At 66.8% G+C, this 17,652-nt stretch carries 18 protein-coding genes; 9 read left to right on the forward strand and 9 right to left on the reverse strand.

Features of this window, described 5'->3' with window-relative positions:
* The first annotated feature begins 2 nt into the window (after positions 1–2).
* Positions 3–311, forward strand: a complete 309-nt coding sequence (locus EJB06_RS16355; RefSeq protein ID WP_126075103.1) for a hypothetical protein — start codon at positions 3–5, stop codon at positions 309–311.
* On the opposite strand, the gene EJB06_RS16360 is transcribed toward EJB06_RS16355, so the two are convergent.
* Entirely contained in the window at positions 308–1,240 is a 933-nt protein-coding gene (locus EJB06_RS16360) for a LysR family transcriptional regulator (RefSeq protein ID WP_198420848.1), read from the reverse strand. The genes EJB06_RS16355 and EJB06_RS16360 overlap by 4 nt on opposite strands.
* Before the next feature lie 136 nt (positions 1,241–1,376).
* Between EJB06_RS16360 and EJB06_RS16365 the strand changes: the two genes are divergently transcribed.
* The 3 genes from EJB06_RS16365 to EJB06_RS16375 all read left to right on the forward strand — a co-directional run bounded on the left by EJB06_RS16365 (position 1,377) and on the right by EJB06_RS16375 (position 3,625).
* Positions 1,377–2,015, forward strand: coding sequence for an NAD(P)-dependent oxidoreductase (locus EJB06_RS16365; protein ID WP_126075104.1), 639 nt, complete (start codon positions 1,377–1,379; stop codon positions 2,013–2,015).
* A gap of 105 nt (positions 2,016–2,120) precedes the next feature.
* Entirely contained in the window at positions 2,121–2,672 is a 552-nt protein-coding gene (locus EJB06_RS16370; protein WP_126075105.1) for an NADPH-dependent FMN reductase, read from the forward strand.
* Between the two features lie 53 nt (positions 2,673–2,725).
* Positions 2,726–3,625 (forward strand): ion transporter, encoded by a 900-nt coding sequence (locus tag EJB06_RS16375; RefSeq protein ID WP_126075106.1) that lies wholly within the window; start codon positions 2,726–2,728, stop codon positions 3,623–3,625.
* A 33-nt stretch (positions 3,626–3,658) separates the two neighbouring features.
* Here the strand turns inward: EJB06_RS16375 and EJB06_RS16380 are convergent, their stop codons facing one another.
* Positions 3,659–4,387, reverse strand: a complete 729-nt coding sequence (locus EJB06_RS16380; protein WP_126075107.1) for a hypothetical protein — start codon at positions 4,385–4,387, stop codon at positions 3,659–3,661.
* Positions 4,388–4,742: 355 nt separating this feature from the next.
* On the opposite strand from EJB06_RS16380, the gene phaP reads away from it, so the two are divergent.
* On the forward strand, positions 4,743–5,423 hold the full coding sequence (gene phaP / locus EJB06_RS16385) for a TIGR01841 family phasin (protein WP_126075108.1): 681 nt from the start codon (positions 4,743–4,745) through the stop codon (positions 5,421–5,423).
* Between the two features lie 80 nt (positions 5,424–5,503).
* On the opposite strand, the gene EJB06_RS16390 is transcribed toward phaP, so the two are convergent.
* From EJB06_RS16390 to EJB06_RS16400, 3 genes are all read right to left on the reverse strand, one after another.
* On the reverse strand, positions 5,504–6,703 hold the full coding sequence (locus tag EJB06_RS16390) for an acyltransferase family protein (RefSeq protein ID WP_126075109.1): 1,200 nt from the start codon (positions 6,701–6,703) through the stop codon (positions 5,504–5,506).
* 97 nt (positions 6,704–6,800) lie between these two features.
* The gene (locus tag EJB06_RS16395; RefSeq protein ID WP_126075110.1) at positions 6,801–7,514 is read right to left on the reverse strand and encodes a LytR/AlgR family response regulator transcription factor; all 714 of its coding nucleotides are present in this window, start codon (positions 7,512–7,514) and stop codon (positions 6,801–6,803) included.
* Positions 7,502–8,557 carry a sensor histidine kinase gene (locus tag EJB06_RS16400; protein WP_126075111.1) on the reverse strand — a complete coding sequence of 352 codons (1,056 nt, stop codon included), beginning with the start codon at positions 8,555–8,557 and terminating at the stop codon, positions 7,502–7,504. The genes EJB06_RS16395 and EJB06_RS16400 overlap by 13 nt, the downstream gene beginning before the upstream one ends.
* Positions 8,558–8,644: 87 nt before the next feature.
* Between EJB06_RS16400 and EJB06_RS16405 the strand changes: the two genes are divergently transcribed.
* A complete protein-coding gene (locus tag EJB06_RS16405) occupies positions 8,645–9,250 on the forward strand; it encodes a YdeI/OmpD-associated family protein (protein ID WP_126075112.1) in 606 nt (201 codons plus the stop codon).
* 7 nt (positions 9,251–9,257) lie between these two features.
* On the opposite strand, the gene EJB06_RS16410 is transcribed toward EJB06_RS16405, so the two are convergent.
* The 4 genes from EJB06_RS16410 to EJB06_RS16425 all read right to left on the reverse strand — a co-directional run bounded on the left by EJB06_RS16410 (position 9,258) and on the right by EJB06_RS16425 (position 13,209).
* Positions 9,258–10,232, reverse strand: coding sequence for an FHA domain-containing protein (locus EJB06_RS16410; protein ID WP_126075113.1), 975 nt, complete (start codon positions 10,230–10,232; stop codon positions 9,258–9,260).
* The gene (locus tag EJB06_RS16415) at positions 10,229–11,665 is read right to left on the reverse strand and encodes a S1C family serine protease (protein WP_126075114.1); all 1,437 of its coding nucleotides are present in this window, start codon (positions 11,663–11,665) and stop codon (positions 10,229–10,231) included. Before EJB06_RS16415 ends, EJB06_RS16410 begins: the two co-directional genes overlap by 4 nt.
* A gap of 73 nt (positions 11,666–11,738) precedes the next feature.
* Positions 11,739–12,383 (reverse strand): GTP cyclohydrolase II, encoded by a 645-nt coding sequence (ribA, locus tag EJB06_RS16420; RefSeq protein ID WP_126075115.1) that lies wholly within the window; start codon positions 12,381–12,383, stop codon positions 11,739–11,741.
* Positions 12,384–12,507: 124 nt separating this feature from the next.
* On the reverse strand, positions 12,508–13,209 hold the full coding sequence (locus tag EJB06_RS16425) for a pirin family protein (RefSeq protein ID WP_126075116.1): 702 nt from the start codon (positions 13,207–13,209) through the stop codon (positions 12,508–12,510).
* A gap of 152 nt (positions 13,210–13,361) precedes the next feature.
* On the opposite strand from EJB06_RS16425, the gene EJB06_RS16430 reads away from it, so the two are divergent.
* The 3 genes from EJB06_RS16430 (at position 13,362) to EJB06_RS16440 (ending at position 17,580) form a co-directional block, all read left to right on the forward strand.
* Positions 13,362–14,297 (forward strand): LysR substrate-binding domain-containing protein, encoded by a 936-nt coding sequence (locus EJB06_RS16430; RefSeq protein WP_126075117.1) that lies wholly within the window; start codon positions 13,362–13,364, stop codon positions 14,295–14,297.
* 111 nt (positions 14,298–14,408) lie between these two features.
* Entirely contained in the window at positions 14,409–15,401 is a 993-nt protein-coding gene (locus tag EJB06_RS16435; protein ID WP_126075118.1) for an EAL and HDOD domain-containing protein, read from the forward strand.
* A complete protein-coding gene (locus tag EJB06_RS16440) occupies positions 15,394–17,580 on the forward strand; it encodes a putative bifunctional diguanylate cyclase/phosphodiesterase (RefSeq protein ID WP_126075119.1) in 2,187 nt (728 codons plus the stop codon). Before EJB06_RS16435 ends, EJB06_RS16440 begins: the two co-directional genes overlap by 8 nt.
* Positions 17,581–17,652 lie beyond the last annotated feature (72 nt).

Here is a 17,652-nt window from a genome sequence, read left to right on the forward strand (position 1 = left end):
GTATGGCGCGCGATACCTGGGCTTACCGCGACGTGGCGGTCGAATCGTTCGAAGATGCGCGCAGCGGGGCCTTGCGCATCCGCCCGATGGCGGGGCAGGCCTTTGCTCCCAGCCTGCGCGTGCAGTGCGCACGCGCACTGGCGGACCCGGCAATCCATCCGGCCGGCACGCGCTTCCTGCTGTCGGCCAAGCTGACCGACCGCCTGGGCGGCACGCCGTTTCTGTATGCCTACCATGGCGATCCGGTGGTGGTGCTCACTGCCGCGCAGGCGAAGAAATTCCTGGCCGAGTTCAGGCGCGGCAGGATTTAGCGCGCCAGATAGTCCCGGTAAAAGTCGATAAAGGCGCGCACCCGCGCCGGCGCCTGGCGCCCCGGCGGCAGCACGGCGTACATGCCGCCGCGCGGCAGCGTCCATTGCGGCAGCAGCTCGACCACGCTGCCGGCTTCGAAACCGGCGCGCAGGGTTTGCCCCTCCATCACCGTCACCCCCGCCCCATGCTCGATCAGCGCGAGCAGGGCGGCGGGCGAATCGACCTGCAGGCGCGAAGTCGTCTGCACCACGGCCTCCAGGCCATCGGCGCCGGTAAACGTCCAGGTCAGCGGGGTGCGCATCAGCGACAGCGCCACCCAGTCGTGCCGCGCCAGGTCCTGCGGCGCGAGCGGATGGCCGCGCCGCTGCAGGTATCCCGGCGACGCCACCACATGCTGCGTAAATTCGCCCAGCTTGATCGCGCGCTGGGTCGAGTCGCGCAGCCAGCCCATGCGAAACGACAGGTCGATGCCTTCGGCCACCATGTCGGCCACCTTGTCGCCGGTGCGCACGTCGGCCGTGATGCGCGGGTGCAGCGCCATGAAGGCCACCAGCGCCGGCCCGATGGAATGCTGTACCTGCAGCGCCGTGGTGGAGATGCGCAGCATGCCGGACAGCTCGCCCGCATCGCTGCCGGCCTGCGCCAGCGCGTCGGACAGTGAGCGCAGCAAGGGCTGGCACTGGGCATGCAGCGCGCGTCCGGCCTCGGTGGGCGCCACCTGGCGCGTGGTGCGGGTAAACAGCGACACCCCCAGCTGGCGTTCCAGGCGCGCGATCTGCACGCTGATCCTGGCCTTGGCCACGCCCAGCCGCTCGGCCGCCGCCGTAAAGCTGCCCGCCTCGGCGACGGCGTCGAAGATGGTCAGGCTGTTCAGGTCGATCTGGTCCAAGGGCGCCATGGCGATGGTGAAGGATGGGTAACAAGCCATTATCGTCCATGAGGCCGCCCCTGTCAGCGGGATTGATAAGAAATCGATAACAATGAAATGCATCAAACACTGTTTATCCGATCAATTCCAGATGGCATGATGCTTTCCATACCAACCCACCAGCAGGAGCATTGCAATGAACATCGTGTTGATCGGCGCTACCGGATTCATCGGCACAGCCTTATTGAATGAAGCGCTCAATCGCGGCCATGCGGTCGCCGCCCTCGCGACGCGGCCCGACAAACTGGCTGCGCGCGCAGGCCTGACAGCGCACAAGGCGGACGTGATGGACGTCGCCGCGCTGAGCGCGCAACTGGCCGGCGCCGACGCCGTGCTGTCGGCCTTCAGCGGCCACGCCCAGGGCGACGTGCAGGCGTATTACCTGGCCGGCGTGCGCAACATCATCGCCGCAACGAAGCAAGCGCGCGTCCCGCGCCTGCTGGTCGTCGGCGGCGCCGGCTCGCTCGACGTCGCCCCGGGCGTGCAACTGCTCGACACCCCGGGCTTTCCGCAAGCCTACCGCGCCAGCGCGGAAGGCGCGCGCCAGGCGCTCGGCCTGCTGCGCGCCGAAGCGTCGCTCGACTGGACCATGCTCAGCCCGGCGGCGATGATCTCGCCGGGCCAGCGCACCGGCGTGTTCCGCCTCGGCGGCGACCAGCTGCTGGCCGATGGCGCCGGCAACAGCGCGATCTCGGTGGAAGACTACGCGCTCGCCCTGATCGACGAACTGGAAAAGCCGGCGCACCGCCGCCAGCGCTTCACGATCGCTTACTGACCGGCCTGCGGGGGTGATCGGAAAAGCGCGCGTGCCACTGTAAAAATTGTTAAGATTTACAAATCACGCATCGCCCACCAACCGACTACCCCCGAAAGGACCCCCATGGCTTCACGAAAAATCGCCGTCATCATTGGCAGCCTGCGCAAGGAATCATTCAACCGCAAGGTCGCCAAGACCCTGATGCTGCTGGCCCCGCCGACCCTGGAGATGGAGATCGTCGAGATCGGCCAGCTGCCGCTCTATAACCAGGACGAGGACGCCGCACCGCCGCCGGTCTACACCGAGTTCCGCGACAAGCTCAAGGAATTCGACGGCGTCCTGTTCTGCACGCCCGAATACAACCGCTCGGTGCCGGCCGCGCTGAAAAACGCGATCGACGTCGGCTCGCGCCCGTACGGCCAGAGCGCCTGGGGCAGCAAGCCGTGCGCGATCGTCAGCGTGACCCCCGGCGCGCTCGGCGCGTTCGGCGCCAATCACCACCTGCGCCAGTCGCTGGTGTTCCTGAACATGCCCGCCATGCAGCAGCCGGAAGGCTACCTGTCGAATATCGCCAGCCAGTACGACGGCGACAACCTGACCAACGACAGCACCAGGGCCTTCCTGCAAAAGTTCGTCGACGCTTTCGCGGTCTGGGTCGAGCGCCACGCCGATTGAGTCCGCAGGGGGGGCGTTTCCCTGCGCCCCCATCCGTGCTACCCTGCCGCACCATGCGTAAAAACTCCACCCCCGCGCCGTCGGACATCGCGCCGCAGACCCCGCCGGTGTTCGGCAAACCCGATGCCGGCCTGCGCCGGCGCATCTACACCATCATTTTCGAAGCCGATACCAGCGCCGGCCGCCATTTCGACGTGCTGCTGGTGGCGCTCATCCTGCTCAGCATCGCGGTGGTGATCCTGGACAGCGTGCCGGCGGTGTCGAGCAACTTCAAGCGCCCGCTGACCGTGATGGAATGGACCTTCACGCTGCTGTTTACGGCCGAATACATCGCGCGCCTGTACTGCGTGCGCCATCCGTGGCGCTACGCGACCAGTTTTTTCGGGGTGATCGACCTGATCTCGGTGCTGCCGACCTACTTTGCGCTGCTGGTGCCGGAAGCGTCGGCCTTCCTCGACATCCGCATCCTGCGCCTGCTGCGCATCTTCCGCATCTTCAAACTGACGCTGTACATCGCCGAGTACATCCGGCTCGGACGCGCCCTGCGCGCGAGCGGGCGCAAGATCCTCGTGTTCCTGTCGGTGGTGCTGATGGCGGTGCTGATCCTGGGCACCGTGATGTACGTGGTCGAAGGGCCGGAGCACGGTTTCACCAGCATCCCGATGGCGATGTACTGGGCTACCGTGACCATGACCACGGTCGGCTACGGCGACCTGACCCCGCAGACGACCCTGGGCCGCTTCATTGCCTCGTTCATGATGCTGCTGGGGTGGGGCGTGCTGGCGGTGCCGACCGGGATCGTGACGGCGGAGATGACCTCGCAGCGCATGAACTGGAAGCCGACCACCCGCACCTGCCCGTCGTGCCTGAGCGAAGGACACGAGCCGGAGGCGAAGTTCTGCAAGGATTGCGGCGATTCGCTGCCGGCCTACGCGGTCGACAATACCGGCTGAAGCGCCGCACCATGCCGGCGCGGCGCCCGGGTTTTACGCCGGGGCGTTTGTCGCGGGCGCGTCCTTTTCGATCCAGTAGTTGAACTGGCCGAAGGTCGGCAGCCGGTCCGCCTCGCGCGGGTCGAAGAAATCCTCGATCATCTGGCGGTAGGCGCCGCGCCGCGAAAACTGCGCGTGCGTGGCGCTGTAGCGCGCCACGGCGGCGTGAAAGGTGCGGCGGATGCCGTCGTCGGCGTTCAGTCCCGGCGGGCTGCCGGCCTTGCGCGGGCGTCCGCGCTTGACGCCGGCGCTGGAGCCGCGCGTCTTGCCCGGCGCGCCCGAGTTCTGATAATCCGGCAGCAGCGTGTCCGGATGCTGGCCGCGCTCCCAGTAGCGCCGCAGGTAGCGGTAGATGGACGGATGCGACACGCCGTGCAGCGCGCTTTGCGCCATCACCATGCGGCCCCGATGGCGCGCCTGGTAGATGGCCGGTTCGTCGGCCACCAGCGCCTGCACCACGCTCCACGCGCGGTCGCGCACCTGGCGGTGGCGCGCCGGCAGCAGGGAGGCATCGGCGCGCGCCGCATACGGATCGGCCAGCAGCAGCTGCGCGCGCCGCGCACCGAGGTCGGCATGCAGCGCATTGAGCGGCGCGGCCTCGGGATGGGCGCCCTTCGCGCCGACATCGAAGGTGTAGGCCAGGCTGGCGGCGCTGTCGATCCAGAGGATGCGGACCGTGCGCTCCTGCGCCGGATAATAGAGCAAATCGTTTTTAAGCAGCATGTGAAACGCTCCCATGTATGGTGATAAACGCTTGGAAGCAAGTTTTGCGCCATGTCCGCGCAGGCTGCCCAGCCCGTGCCGCGTCCTGCGGGAGGGCTGGCGCCGGCATGATTTTGGTGCGATGCAGCACAAATGCACCGTTTCAAGACAGAAAGCGGATGAGCGCGTTGCCGACTCGAACACGTTTGATATATATCAAACCCGCAAGGTCCTGGTCCCCTAGCCTAGTGACTCGTGCCGAAGACTGCAAAGCGCACCGTCTTTGATTCGCCGCAAACAGTCTTCACAGAATTGCGCCGCGCTTCGCGTGCGGCGCAAACCGTTCTTCCCGACTCACTACTTCATAGAGGACTACATGTTTCCATATTCCCAATCGGTCACTCCCGCCGTGCGCAGCCACCTGGACGCGCAGGTTTCCTTCCTCAACGATATGTCGAAGTCCCTGTTCAATTCGTTCCAGCAACTCGTTGCCTTGAATATCCAGCTGACCCAGACCTTGCTGGAAGAAACCGCCATGACCAGCCAGCAAATGATGACGGCCGACCGCCAGACCGACCTGATCAGCGCGGCCGCCTCGCGCGCCCAGCCCGCCACCGAAAAACTGCGTGCCTATCAACAGCATATTTCGCGCGTGGCGGCCGATGCGCAGGTCGAACTGGCCCGCGTCACCGAGCAGCACGTACAGGAAACCACGCGCACGGCGCGCGCCCTGGCCGATGAAGTGGCCCGCGTCGCCTCGGAAGAAACCGAGCGCAGCATGCACAAGCAACAGGAGAGCATGCGCAAATTCAGCGATCCGTTCATGCAACAGGGCGCGGCATGGCGCGGCGGCAACGGCAGCACCGAAGTGCGCGGCAGCACCAGCATGCAGAGCGGCCAGAACGGCAGCGTCCAGGGCGGTTCGGCCGGCAGCAGCCAGAGCGACCAGGGCGCCAGCATGCAGGGCACGGGGCAGGGCGCGAGCGCCACGTCGGCCGGGCAGTCGTCCAGCGGCGCCGCTACGGGCAAATCTGGCGGCGCCGGCAAGAATGCCTGAATAGCAGGGCAGCGCTGACATCCGCGGGAGGGGAGGGGCCGACCGGCATCGCGCCGGCCGGCCCTGGACGCGGACGGCCTTCAGCTGATCGCAGGACGCGCAGCGTGCCGGGCGGCGGCGTCCGCTTTGACAGGGGCGATGCCGAACAGCGGCCGCAGCAGCGCCGAGCGCCGCGCCAGGTTGGCCATGGCAAAGCTGAGGCACAAGGTGAGCACGATCAGCACCGGCGCTTCGAGCCAGGGGGCCAGCCTGGCCGGCTGGATCGCATGCGCGATGATCACGATCAAGCTCTGGTGCAGGATATAGACGGGGAACACCGCTTGCGCCAGGTAGCGCCGGTGGGCGCTGTCGCGGTTGAGGTGGCGGTGCGCAAAGCCCAGCGCGGCCACCATCGCGCTCCAGGCGAACAGGCAGTACACGATGCGCTGCAGGTGCATCAGCGGTATCTGTACCTGCGCCGCCAGCATCGTGTCCGGCAGGGCGTAGTAGACGGTCAATGCGGCCCAGCCGGCCGCTGCCAGTCCCAGTCCGTGCCAGCGCAATTGCTCCAGGCGCGGCCAGATGCGCGGCGTGCGCGCCAGCATGGCGCCGAGCAGGAACAGGAACAGGTACACCGCGTGGTTGAACCAGTCGTCCACCAGCGCATGCGTGGTCGGAAAGCGCGACAGCATGCTCATGCGCGCGACCGACAGCAGCGCGACCGGCAACACGACGATCTTCCAGCCCACGAGTACGCTGGCGACGCGCCCCGCCAGCTTGTCGAAACGCTCGCCGAGCGCCAGCGCCAGGCCGCCGAGCAGCAGGGTGTAGACCCACAGGTAAGCGACGAACCAGAGGTGGTTCCAGGTCGGCATGACCAGGCAGTCGCCGCCCTTGCAAAAGCCAGCGTAGCGGCCCAGGTACAGCCGCATGAAATCGCCATAAGCGCCCTGGTAGGCGAGCTTCTCCACCACTTCGAGGTAAGCCTGCGGCGGCACGATCACCAGCATGCCGAAGATCAGCGGCACCAGCAGGCGCACGCTGCGCCGGCCCATGAAGCGGGCGGCGCCCGCTTTCGCCAGCATCAGGCTCGACGCCACGCCCGAGACCAGGAACAGCAGGCCGAGGCGCCACGGGGACGAAAGCAGCATCAGCGGTTCGATGGTGTTGCTGGCGAACGGGCTTTTGACGTGCCAGTCCCATGTCACGTAATACATGCCGACGTGATAAAGAATCAGGACGAAAAAGGCGATGATGCGGACCCAGTCGAGGAACCAGAGTCGGGTGGGGGAGGTCGTCATGGCGCGCTGTGCAAGTGGAAAACCCCAGCCTGCATGATGGCGGGCCGGCGCGCCAGCGCAATGGGGCGAAGCGGGATGGCGCCGGGGTGAAACGGCCTTACAGGCGTTCCATCAGTGCCGCCCGGTACTGGCGGCTGCACGGCACCCGCGCGCCGTCGCGCAGCACCAGTTCGCAGTCGCCCTTGTCGAGCGCCTCGACCCGCTCGATCCATGCCAGCTGCACCGCCGCGCGCCGGTGGCAGCGCATGAAGCCCGGCCCCAGCTTCTCCAGCAGGCCGGCCAGGGTCTGGCGCATCAGCGGTGCGCCCGCCGTGTGCAGCACCACGTAATTGTCGGCCGTTTCGATCCACCCGATCCGGTCGACGCGGATCACGCGCGTGACGCCGCGTTCGGCGACCAGCAATTGCCGCAGCGGTTCCTGGCCCGCGAACGGCGGCAGGGCTTGCGCGCTGCGGGCGTCGACGCGCTCGCGCAGGCGCTGCAAGGCGCGCCGCAGGCGGGCCTGGTCGTAGGGCTTGAGCAGGTAGTCGATGGCGTTGGCGTCGAAGGCCTTGAGCGCGTACTGGTCGAAGGCGGTCGCGAACACGATCAGCGGCGCCGGCGCGGGCAGCGAGGCGGCCAGTTCGAGGCCGCTCACCTCGGGCATCTGGATATCCAAAAACAGCGCATCCGGCGCGAACGCGGCGATCTGCTGCATCGCATCGACCCCGTCGCGCGCTTCGGCAATGGCGCTGATGCCGCTCTCCTGCGCCAGCAGGCGGCGCAGCTTGTCGCGCGCGGGGCGCTCGTCGTCGACGATCAGGATGCGCATGGCACGCTCATGGTGGCGCGCACGCCGGCGGGATCGCGTGGCGACAGCGTCACGCCGGCGCGCTCCCCATACAGCGCCGCCATGCGCTCGCGCAGGTTGGACAGGCCGATGCCGGCCGGCGCATGCGGCGCCAGCGTGCCGATGTCGTCATCGAGCGTCACCACCAGCAGCCCATCGCGGCGGCGCGCCGAGATGACGATCTGCGCCGTCTCGCGGCGCTGCTCCACGGTGTGCTTGAAGATGTTTTCCAGCAGCGGCTGGATGCTCATCACCGGCAGCGGGCAGGCCAGCGCATCGTCGTCGATCTGCCATGCGATGGCCACGCGCCCGGCGTAGCGTTCTTCCATCACGCGCGCGTAGCCGCGCACCAGCCGCAGTTCGGTCGACAGCGGTGCGACCTGCAGTTCGCCCACGTCGAGCGTGGCGCGCAGCACGTCGGCCAGTTCGACCAGGGTGGCGTCGGCGCGCGCGACGTCGCTGTGCATCAGGGATGAAATGGTGTTGAGCGCATTGAACAGGAAGTGCGGCTGCATCTGCTGGCGCAGGCGTTGCAGGTGGGCCTGGCGCAGCAGGGCATTGGCCTGTTCGGCGCGCAGTTTTTGTTCCAGCAGCTGCTGGTACGAGAGGATGCCGAACACGATCACCACGAACAGGCCGACGAACACCGACAGCTTGAGCGACTCGTACAAGAAGGTCGGTCCCCACGCCTCGTGCTCGTAGGCCAGGCCGGCCAGCCCGTACACGCCATGGCGGATGCCGAACGCGATCGGCACGAACGCCATCCAGTACATCGGCAAGAACAGGGCCTGCAGGCCGAACCAGCGCCATGGCGTCGCCAGCAGATGGTCGTGGCGGCGCGTGAGATGGCGCTGGAGCGCCAGCAGGATTGTCGCGGCCAGCATCGACGAGCTCTCCCAGAGCACCGGCTGCCACAGCCTGTCGCCGCCGTCGCGCAGGTAATCCTCGACGGCCACCGAGACCATGAGGGCCCAGAACAGCAGCCAGGCGACGCCGATGACGATGGTGGTGCGTTGCAGTCGCATGAGTGAACGGGGGGCTGGTCGAAGCTGCGATGATTGCGTATTCTCTCCATCATGTCAAAATCAGTTGAACGAAACGGGAGAATCAGGATGCAGACACCGCTGGCGCAGGACGACACCCCGCGCGCATTTGCCTCGCAAGCCGCCTGGGCGCAGTGGCTGGCCGAACACCACGCCGGCTCGCGCGGCCTGTGGCTGCGGCATGCGAAGAAAGGCGCGCCCGAGCCCAGCGTGTCCTACCAGGAGGCGCTGGAAGTGGCGCTGTGTTTCGGCTGGATCGACGGCCAGAAGAAGGCCCATGACCAGCACTACTGGCTGCAACGCTGGACCCCGCGTTCCGCGCGCAGCATCTGGTCGCAGGTAAACCGCGACAAGGCGTTGCGCTACATCGCCGAGGGCAAGATGCAGGCGGCCGGCCTGGCCGAAGTCGAACGCGCGCGACAGGATGGCCGCTGGGACGCCGCCTACGCGCCGGCCAGCTCCGCCCAGATACCGCCCGAGCTGGAGGCCGCCTTCGACCTGCACCCCGGCGCGCGCGAATTCTTCGCCACCCTCAATTCGCAGAACCGCTACGCCATGCTGTTTCGCATCCAGACCGCCAAAAAGCCCGAAACGCGCGCGCGCCACGTGGCCAATTTCGCGGCCATGCTGGCGCGCGGCGAGATGCTGCATCCGCCGATGGCCAAGAAGTCCTGAGGCGCCATCAATCCTCGTCGTCGGCGCCGTCGCCCTTGATCTTTTTTGCGCGCTGCGCGTCGAGCCTGGCCTTCATGGCGCCGACGTCGCTCATGAATTCGTCGACGCTGTGGTCGGGACTGATGCGGGTCGACGGCGGCATCAGCACCGACATGAACAATTCGTCGGCCACGCGGCCGTAGCGCAGCTGGTTGCTGATCAGGACCAGGCCCGAGCCGATCATGGCCATGATCAGGCAGGCCAGGGTGAAGCGCCGCGACTGGTGCGGCTTGACCGTTCCCAGGTGAAAGAAGATCACGCCGGCCGCGATGGCGATCGCCACGTGCGCGCTGTAGGCGGTCAGCGCTTCGAGCGAAAAGGCGTAGGCGATGCTGCTGGCCACCAGTTTGTAGGCCAGCACCGCCGCCAGGCCGCAGCCGACAATGAACAGGTGGCGCCCCAGCCGCGCGTGGCGCCCGAACAGGCGGTTGGCGAAGGCCCAGGCGCCGCCCCACACCAGTCCCGCGCCGATCCCGAACGCCAGCGGCAGCAGGTAGCGGATCAGCTGGAAGGCCTGGGTGTCGGACAGCCAGGTGGTGATCAGCGCAAAGGCGCCGATCAGCAGCATGCCGACGATGCCGGGAATGGCGCCCTCCCAGCCGTGCATGGTGCGGTCGACCATCTCCGGCCCCACCGGAAAATCGGCCCCGCGCACGCGCAGGCTGGTGTGGCCGATGCGGATCACGGTGTCGCCGGTCATCACCAGGCTGGTCTTGCGCTTGCCCAGGTGGACCACGCCGTTCTTCGTGCCCAGGTCGCGCAGCACGGCCTGGCCGTCCTCGCCCGCTTCCAGCACCGCGTGGCGCGGCGCGGCGAAGGCGTCGTCGAGAATGAAGTCGTTGTCGTAGCCGCGCCCGAAGCGGATCGGGAGCGCGTCGACCTGGTGCCGGTGCAGCACGTCGCCATTGCGCGCCAGCGTTTCGATGAAGTAGGGCGCGTTCATTTGGCGTTCCCGCGCGCCAGCGCTTCGAGGAAGGCGCGCGTGGTGCGCAGGCCGTTCTCGTACGAGACGCCCGACACGTCCAGCCGGCTTTGCAAGGTGGCGCGCGCATCGTCGGTGCTGGCCGTGAGCAGGGTAAAGTTATACAAGCCCGCGAACTTGCGGTAGGCGCGCACGCAGGTCACCGCGCGCAGCGGCAGCGACTTGGTCTTGACGAATTTTTCGGTGCACATCGGACCGGTCATGCGCGTGTCCTTGGCGCTGCCCAGGTTGTCGGTCTTGAACAGGGTCGACGCCAGCACGGCAAAGCGCACCGGGTCCAGGATGGCCGAGCGCACGTACTGGTGCGTCATCGACACGTGCCCGGTCTGCTGCGTGTCCGAGACAAAAATGGCCGACTCCATCGCGCAGGCCATGGTGTCGGCATTGAAGGTCGCTTCCGCCTTGACGTTCGAGCGTCCCCAGCAGCGTACCTGTTCCGACTCGCGCACCGGCACCTGGTACGGCCCCATGGTCTTGAGCGAGAGCGGCGCATCGAGCAGGCGGTCGATCATGGCGCGCTGGTGCGCCAGCAACTGCTCGCCGATCAGGGGATTGAAATCCTTGGGCGTGCTGGTCTGTTTCTTCACCTTGTTCAGCAATTCCTGGGCGTAGCGCACCGGCACCAGAAAGCTGATCAGTTCGCCGTCACGGCGCTTCGACACGTTGACGCCGGCCACGTCGCCGCCCACGGTCACGCTGGGTCCGCCGCTCATGCCCGAGTTGATCGGGCCGGTGAACATCAGCTGGTCGTAGAAGCTGCGCGAAATGATGCCGTTGTAGGAGCCTTCCGAAATGGCGAAGCCGAGGTCGAGAGGATTGCCCAGCGAATACAGATACTGGCCCTGGGTCAGCTTCGCCAGTTTCTCGGGGATATTAAAAAAACCGCTGCCGTTGCGGTTGATGCGCACCACGGCCAGGTCGTGCAGCACGTCCACGGCCAGCAGCTCGACCGGGCCGCTCTTGCCGTCGGTATCGATGTATTCGGCGACGTAGACGTCCGGATCGATCGCCATCTGCGACACCACGTGATAATTGGTCAGCACCAGGTTGCTGGTGCCCACCATGAAGCCCGAGCCCACGGTCGACTGGCTGCGCCCGTTCTTGAGCAGCATGCGGATTTGCAACAGGTCGGCCTTGGCCGCGGAATACACTTTTTGCGCCGCCGAGGAGGGCGGCGGCAGGGCGGCATTGTCGTCGACCTCGGGGACTGCCGCAGGATCGGCCGGCGGCTGGGCGCCGGGCGGGATCACGGCCGGGGCAGTGGGCGGGACGACGGCGGGAATGGCAAGCGATGCGGGCGGACGGGCAGGCGCCGCAGGTTTGGCGGGCGGCGCCGCCGCGATGGCATGCGCCGCAAAGCAATAGGCGATGACTGCAGTATTGACAAATTTCATGCAAACCTTCGGTGGCAAGAACGGTTTCCGCTATCTTGCCACCAGCTTAGCGCATTTGCGCGCTTTGCGGCTGCTACAGTTCGCCGTCCTGCGCGACCGGCTCGGCCAGCGGGGTCATCATGTGGCCGAGTTTGGCTTCCTTGGTGTTCAGGTAGCCGTTATTGAAGGCGTTGCGGTTCACCAGCAGGGGCACGCGCTCGCTGACCGTGACGCCGAGTTTTTCCATGGCGGCGATCTTGCGCGGGTTGTTGGTCATCAGGCGCAGGGAATGGATGCCGAAATGGGCCAGCATCGGCTGGCACAGCTCGTAATTGCGGGCGTCGGCGTGGAAGCCCAGGGCCAGGTTGGCCTCGACCGTATCGGCGCCGGCTTCCTGCAGGCGGTAGGCGCGCATCTTGTTGACCAGGCCGATGCCGCGCCCTTCCTGGCGCAGGTACAGCAGGATCCCGCGCCCTTCTTCGGCGATGCGCTTGAGTGCGCCTTCGAGCTGGGCGCCGCAGTCGCAGCGTTGCGAGAACAGCACGTCGCCGGTCAGGCATTCCGAATGGACGCGCGCCAGCACCGGTTCGCCGTCGCCGATGTCGCCCAGGGTCATCGCCAGGTGCTCCTTGCCCGTTGCGTGCTCGACAAAGGCGTGCAGCGTGAACTGCGCCCAGGGGGTGGGCAGCGCGCAGGAAGTGGTGTAATCGAGCAGTTCTTCAGTGACTGGGGCGGGCATGGCGTTGTTCTCAAATCTATTGCTGTAGCCGCAAGTGTAGCGGAAAACGGGTGGGGCCGTTGGGGGAGGGGCTCTAAACCCCGTTCCCGGGCCGGCGCCCGGGAACGGTCTTGAGCACCCTGATTTAGTAAGGCAAATCGAACACCAGCACCTCGGCCGCCTCGGCGTTCTCGATCCTGACCGCGCTTTCCTGCGTCATTTTCAGGGCATCGCCGCCGTTCAGGCGCACGCCGTTGACCGTCAGCGCACCCCGGATCAGGTGCACATACGCCGTGCGTCCCTCGGCCAGCTTGTGCTCGATCGCCTCGGCGCCGTTCAGGATCCCCGCATAGATCGCGGCATCCTGGTGAATCAGCACCGAACCCTGGCGGCCGTCGCTGGAGGCGATCAGGCGCAATTGCCCGATTTTGCTTTCCGGCGTGAAGTGCTTTTCCTCATAGCTCGGCGCAATGCCGGTGACGTTCGGCTGGATCCAGATCTGCAGGAAATGCACGGGTTCCGTCGCCGAGCCGTTGAACTCGCTGTGGCGCACGCCGCTGCCGGCGCTCATCCGCTGCACATCGCCGTAATGCAGGACCGAGCCGGTGCCCATGCTGTCCTTGTGTTCGAGCGCCCCTTCCAGCACGTAGGAAATAATCTCCATATCGCGGTGGCCGTGGGTGCCGAAACCTTGCGACGGCGCCACTTTGTCTTCGTTAATCACCAGCAGGGGACCGAAGCCCGTGTGTTTCGGATCGTGATAGTGACCGAAAGAAAACGTATGTTTCGATTGCAGCCAGCCATGATTTGCATTGCCACGTTCTGCGCCTTGACGAATTTCCAACATGATATGCTCCGTTTCTTTTAAGTTAATGTGCAATAATTTCGAATCCACTTTCTCGGTGGATATCTGTTTCGCTGCACCGATGAAGCTAGTGTACGCCGCGCCAGGCGAATCAAAAAACGGAAAGATTTGTCCGCTATGATCGAAAAATTCGAATGTTAAAACTGAGCCTGGAAGCCCTGCTGATCATCGACGCCATCGACCGCCGCGGTTCCTTCTCCAAGGCGGGGCAGGAGTTGCACCGCGTGCCCTCGACCATTTCCTACACGGTCGGCAAGCTGGAAGACGACCTGGGCGTGCAGGTGTTCGAACGCAAGGGGCCGCGCATCCTGCTGACCCCGGCCGGACGCGAACTGCTGACCGAAGGGCGCTACCTGCTCAAGGCCGCGCACGACCTGGAACACCGGGTGCGCCGGGTGGCCTCCGGCTGGGAGACCGAACTGGGCATCGGCATCGATTCCATGTTTTCGGCGCAGGCGCTGAGCGGCGACATCCGCGCCTTCTATCAGGTGGCCGAGCAGACCCGCCTGCGCGTGGTGCAGGAAACCCTGTCCGGCCCATGGGAAGCCTTGCTCGACCGCCGGGTCGACCTGCTGGTCGGCGTGGCCGGGGACGGCCCGGCCGGCGGCGGCTACGTGGCGCGCCCGATCGGGACCATGCTGTTCGTCTTCGCGGTCGCGCCGCAGCACCCGCTGGCCGGCCTGCCGGAGCCGCTCTCGCGCAACCAGCTGCAAAACCACCGCGCCATCGTGGTGGCCGACTCGGCCCGCAACATGCCGGCGCGCACGGTCGGCCTGCTGCTGGGCCAGGACGCGCTGACCGTGCCGACCATGCAAGCCAAGTTCGACCTGCAACTGGCCGGCCTCGGCTTCGGCTTCCTGCCCGAATCCTGCGCCCGCCCCGCCATCGAACGCGGCCTGCTGGTCGAAAAACAGGTCGAGGAAGTGCGCAGCGCCGAAACCTTTTATGTGGCCTGGCGCGTGGGCGAGGAGGGCGCCGCCCTGCGCTGGTGGCGCGAGCGCATGCAGCGCGCCGGCCTGTTCGCGCAACTGTCCGGTTTTCTGCCGGGCGTTTGCGCAACAGCGGCTTAGGACAGGGCGTATTTTTTCCGTGAATCACGATGGTTGTTGATCTAAACCTTGGTGGGACTGAATTACCCGGGGGTAACATGAAATTCATTGCCACCCAACCACTCGATCCCCATGAGCTGTTCGAGCCCGGCCCCCCTGCTTGTTTTCCGCGTCCTGGCCGACCGCCGCGGCCTGCCGTCGGGCTTGCTGATCGAGATCGGCGCGCGCAACGGCGACGCCAGCCCGGCGCCGTCCGTCGTGGCCGACCTGGGCGCCCTGTGCCGTGACTTTCCCTGCCTGTACCGCGCCGCCGCCGACCCGCAGTGGAAGGCGGCGCTGGCCGGCCACGGCTGGACCGAACTGGCCGAGCGCAGCCTGTTCCGCGCCGCCGAGCGCTTCACCAGCCTGCCGCTGCCGCCCGAGGCGCGCTGGATCGACGGCGACTGGTGCCTGGCCGCGCCGGCCAAGGTGCCGGCCAGCCAGGCCGCGCCGCGCACCTTTGCCCTGCAACTGGTGCAACTGGTCGCCGCCGACGCCGACACCCACGAGATCGAAGCGCTGCTGCGGCTCGACCCGACCATGTCCTACCAGCTGCTGCGCCTGGTCAATTCGCTCGGGATGGGCGCGGTGCGGCGCATCACCAGCTTCGGCCAGGCGCTCCTGATCCTCGGACGCCAGCAACTGCGGCGCTGGCTCAACCTGATGCTGTTCGCCGCCCGCCAGGGCGACATCCGCTCGCCCATGCTGCTGGCGCGCGTGGCGGTGCGCGCGCGCGCGCTGGAACTGCTGGCGCGCACGCGCGGCCTGGACAAGCTCACCCAGGAGCAAGCCTTCATGACCGGCATGTTCTCCCTGCTCGGCATCCTGTTCGGCATGCCGCTCGCCAGCTTGCTGGCGCCGCTGTCGATCAGCGAGGCGGTGCAGGGCGCGCTGCTGCAGCACGACGGCGAACTGGGCGCGCTGCTGGAGCTGGTGGAACTGGCCGAACGGGGCGAGCCCGATGCGCTGGCGCCGCGCCTGGCGGCACTGCAGATTGCGCCGGCCGACTTCAACGGCGCCATCCTGGAAGCGCAGCGCTGGATGCTGGGGGCGCTGCGCGACAGCGGCGCGAGCGGCCATGGCTGAATCGGCGCTCGACCGCAGCCTGGACCTGGTGCGCACCGCGCGCGCCATGGAAGGCAACGCCCTGGCCGAGATGCTGGTGCGGCTCGAAGCCGAACTGCTGCTGGCCAAACAGGCGCAGCTGCCCCTGGCGCGGCGCCTGCTGCGGCACCACGCCGACACCTACGAGCAGTCCGACGAGGCCGTGATCGTGCTCGATCTGTCGGGCTACCTCACCAGCTGGAACCGCGGCGCCGAAGCGGTGTTCGGCTACACCAGCGAGGAAGCGATCGGCCAGCACGTGCTGTTCCTGTATGCGGACGATGCCGGCGTGGACGATCCCGGCATCGCCGAACTGTTCCTCGAACACGGCAGCTGCCTGGTCGAAGTGCGGCGCCGCCGCAAGAGCGGCGACGTGATCTGGGTGCGGCTGGCGCTCTCGCTGATCAACGACGGCGACGGCGAGGCGATCGGCATGCTGGTGCACCTGTCGCCGCTGGCCGAACACCTGAGCGAGGAAGACAAGATCCGCCTGTACGCGCGCATCATCGAAGACAGCGAGCAGGGCGTGCTCATTACCGACGCCAGCGAGCGGATCGTGTCGATCAACAGTTCGTTCACCCGCATCACCGGCTACTCCGCCGCCGAATCGATCGGCCAGACGCCCGACCTGCTGCGCTCCGGCGTGCACGACGCCGACTTCCGCGCCAAGGTGCGCGCCGCCATGCAGGGCAACGGCCCGTTTCGCGGCGAGATCGTCGGCAAGCGCAAGAACGGCGAGCTGTTTCCGCAATCGGTCACCATCAGCGTGGTGCGCAATGGCGAGGGCCGCATCACGCATACCTTCTCGCTGTTTTCCGATATCAGCGTGCACAAGGACGCCGAGGCGCGCATGCAGCGCATGACCAATTACGACGGCCTGACCGGCCTGCCGAACCGCTCCCTGTTCAACCACCTGGTGGGGCAGATGCTGACCGAAGCGCGGCGCGGCAGCGAGTACGGCGCGCTGATGGTGGTCGAAGTCAACCGCATCGGCGCCATCAGCGACACGCTCGGGCACGACGTCGCCAGCGATGTCATTTGCATGGTCGGGCGCCAGTTCCGCAGCGTGCTGCGCGAGCCGGACATCCTGGCCCGCATCGACGGCAGCAAGTTTGCCGTGGCGCTGCCGTCCATCGGCCAGCGCGAGCACGCCGGCATCGTCGCGCAAAAGCTGCTCGCGACCCTGGCCGCGCCGCTGCGGGTGGCCGGCCACGGCTTGCAGGTGAGCGCCAATATCGGCATCGCGCTGTACCTCGACGACAGCATGGATACCGCCTCGCTGCTGCGTTTTGCGGAGGTGGCGCTGGCCAAGGCGGGCGAATTCGGCGCCGGCGGCTTCCTGTTCTACCGCGACGAGATGGACCAGCGCGCGCGCGAACGCCTGCGCCTGGAGACCGAATTGCGCACCGCCCTGGCCGAGAACCAGTTCGCGCTGCATTACCAGCCCAAGGTCAGCCTGCGCAGCGGGCGCATCGTGGGCGCGGAAGCGCTGATCCGCTGGCGCCATCCGGAGCGCGGCCTGGTGTCGCCGGGCGTGTTCATTGCGCTGGCCGAAGAAACGGGCCTGATTGTCGATATCGGCAACTGGGTCATGAACGAAGCCTGCCGCCAGATCCGCGCCTGGAACGACGCGGGCCTGGCGATGCCGCCGGTTGCCGTCAATGTCTCGGCGCGCCAGTTCGACCGCAGCCTGCCGGGCCGCATGAGCGAGGTGCTGGACCGGCACGGCGTCGAGCCGGCTCAGATCATGCTCGAGATTACGGAGAGCCTGCTGGTGCGCGGCAGCGACGGCGTGATCGCCATCATGAACGAGCTGGTGGCCATGGGCCTGGCGCTGGCGCTGGACGACTTCGGCACCGGTTATTCGAGCCTGGCCTACCTGAAAAAATTCCCGATCAGCACACTCAAGATCGACCGCTCCTTCGTGATCGGCCTGCCGTACGAAGACAACGACTGCGCCATCGCGCGCGCGATCGTCACCATGGCCCAGCAACTGCGCCAGGAAATCGTGGCCGAGGGCGTGGAGACGCCCGAGCAGATGGCCTTCCTGCGCGACCTCGGCTGCGACCAGCTGCAAGGCTATCTGTTCAGCCCGGCTGTCAGCGGCGACGCGTTCGCCCGCATGCAGCGCGAAGGCGCGCGCCTGATCGTGCACCGTTAGCGCCGGCGCAATCGCGCGCACGCCTGTCCGGCATCAAACACGGCGCGTATTTTTCGCGCATGCTTTCTTCAC

It is taken from the genome of Massilia atriviolacea (genome assembly GCF_003953935.1).
Lineage (GTDB): Bacteria > Pseudomonadota > Gammaproteobacteria > Burkholderiales > Burkholderiaceae_D > Telluria_A > Telluria_A atriviolacea.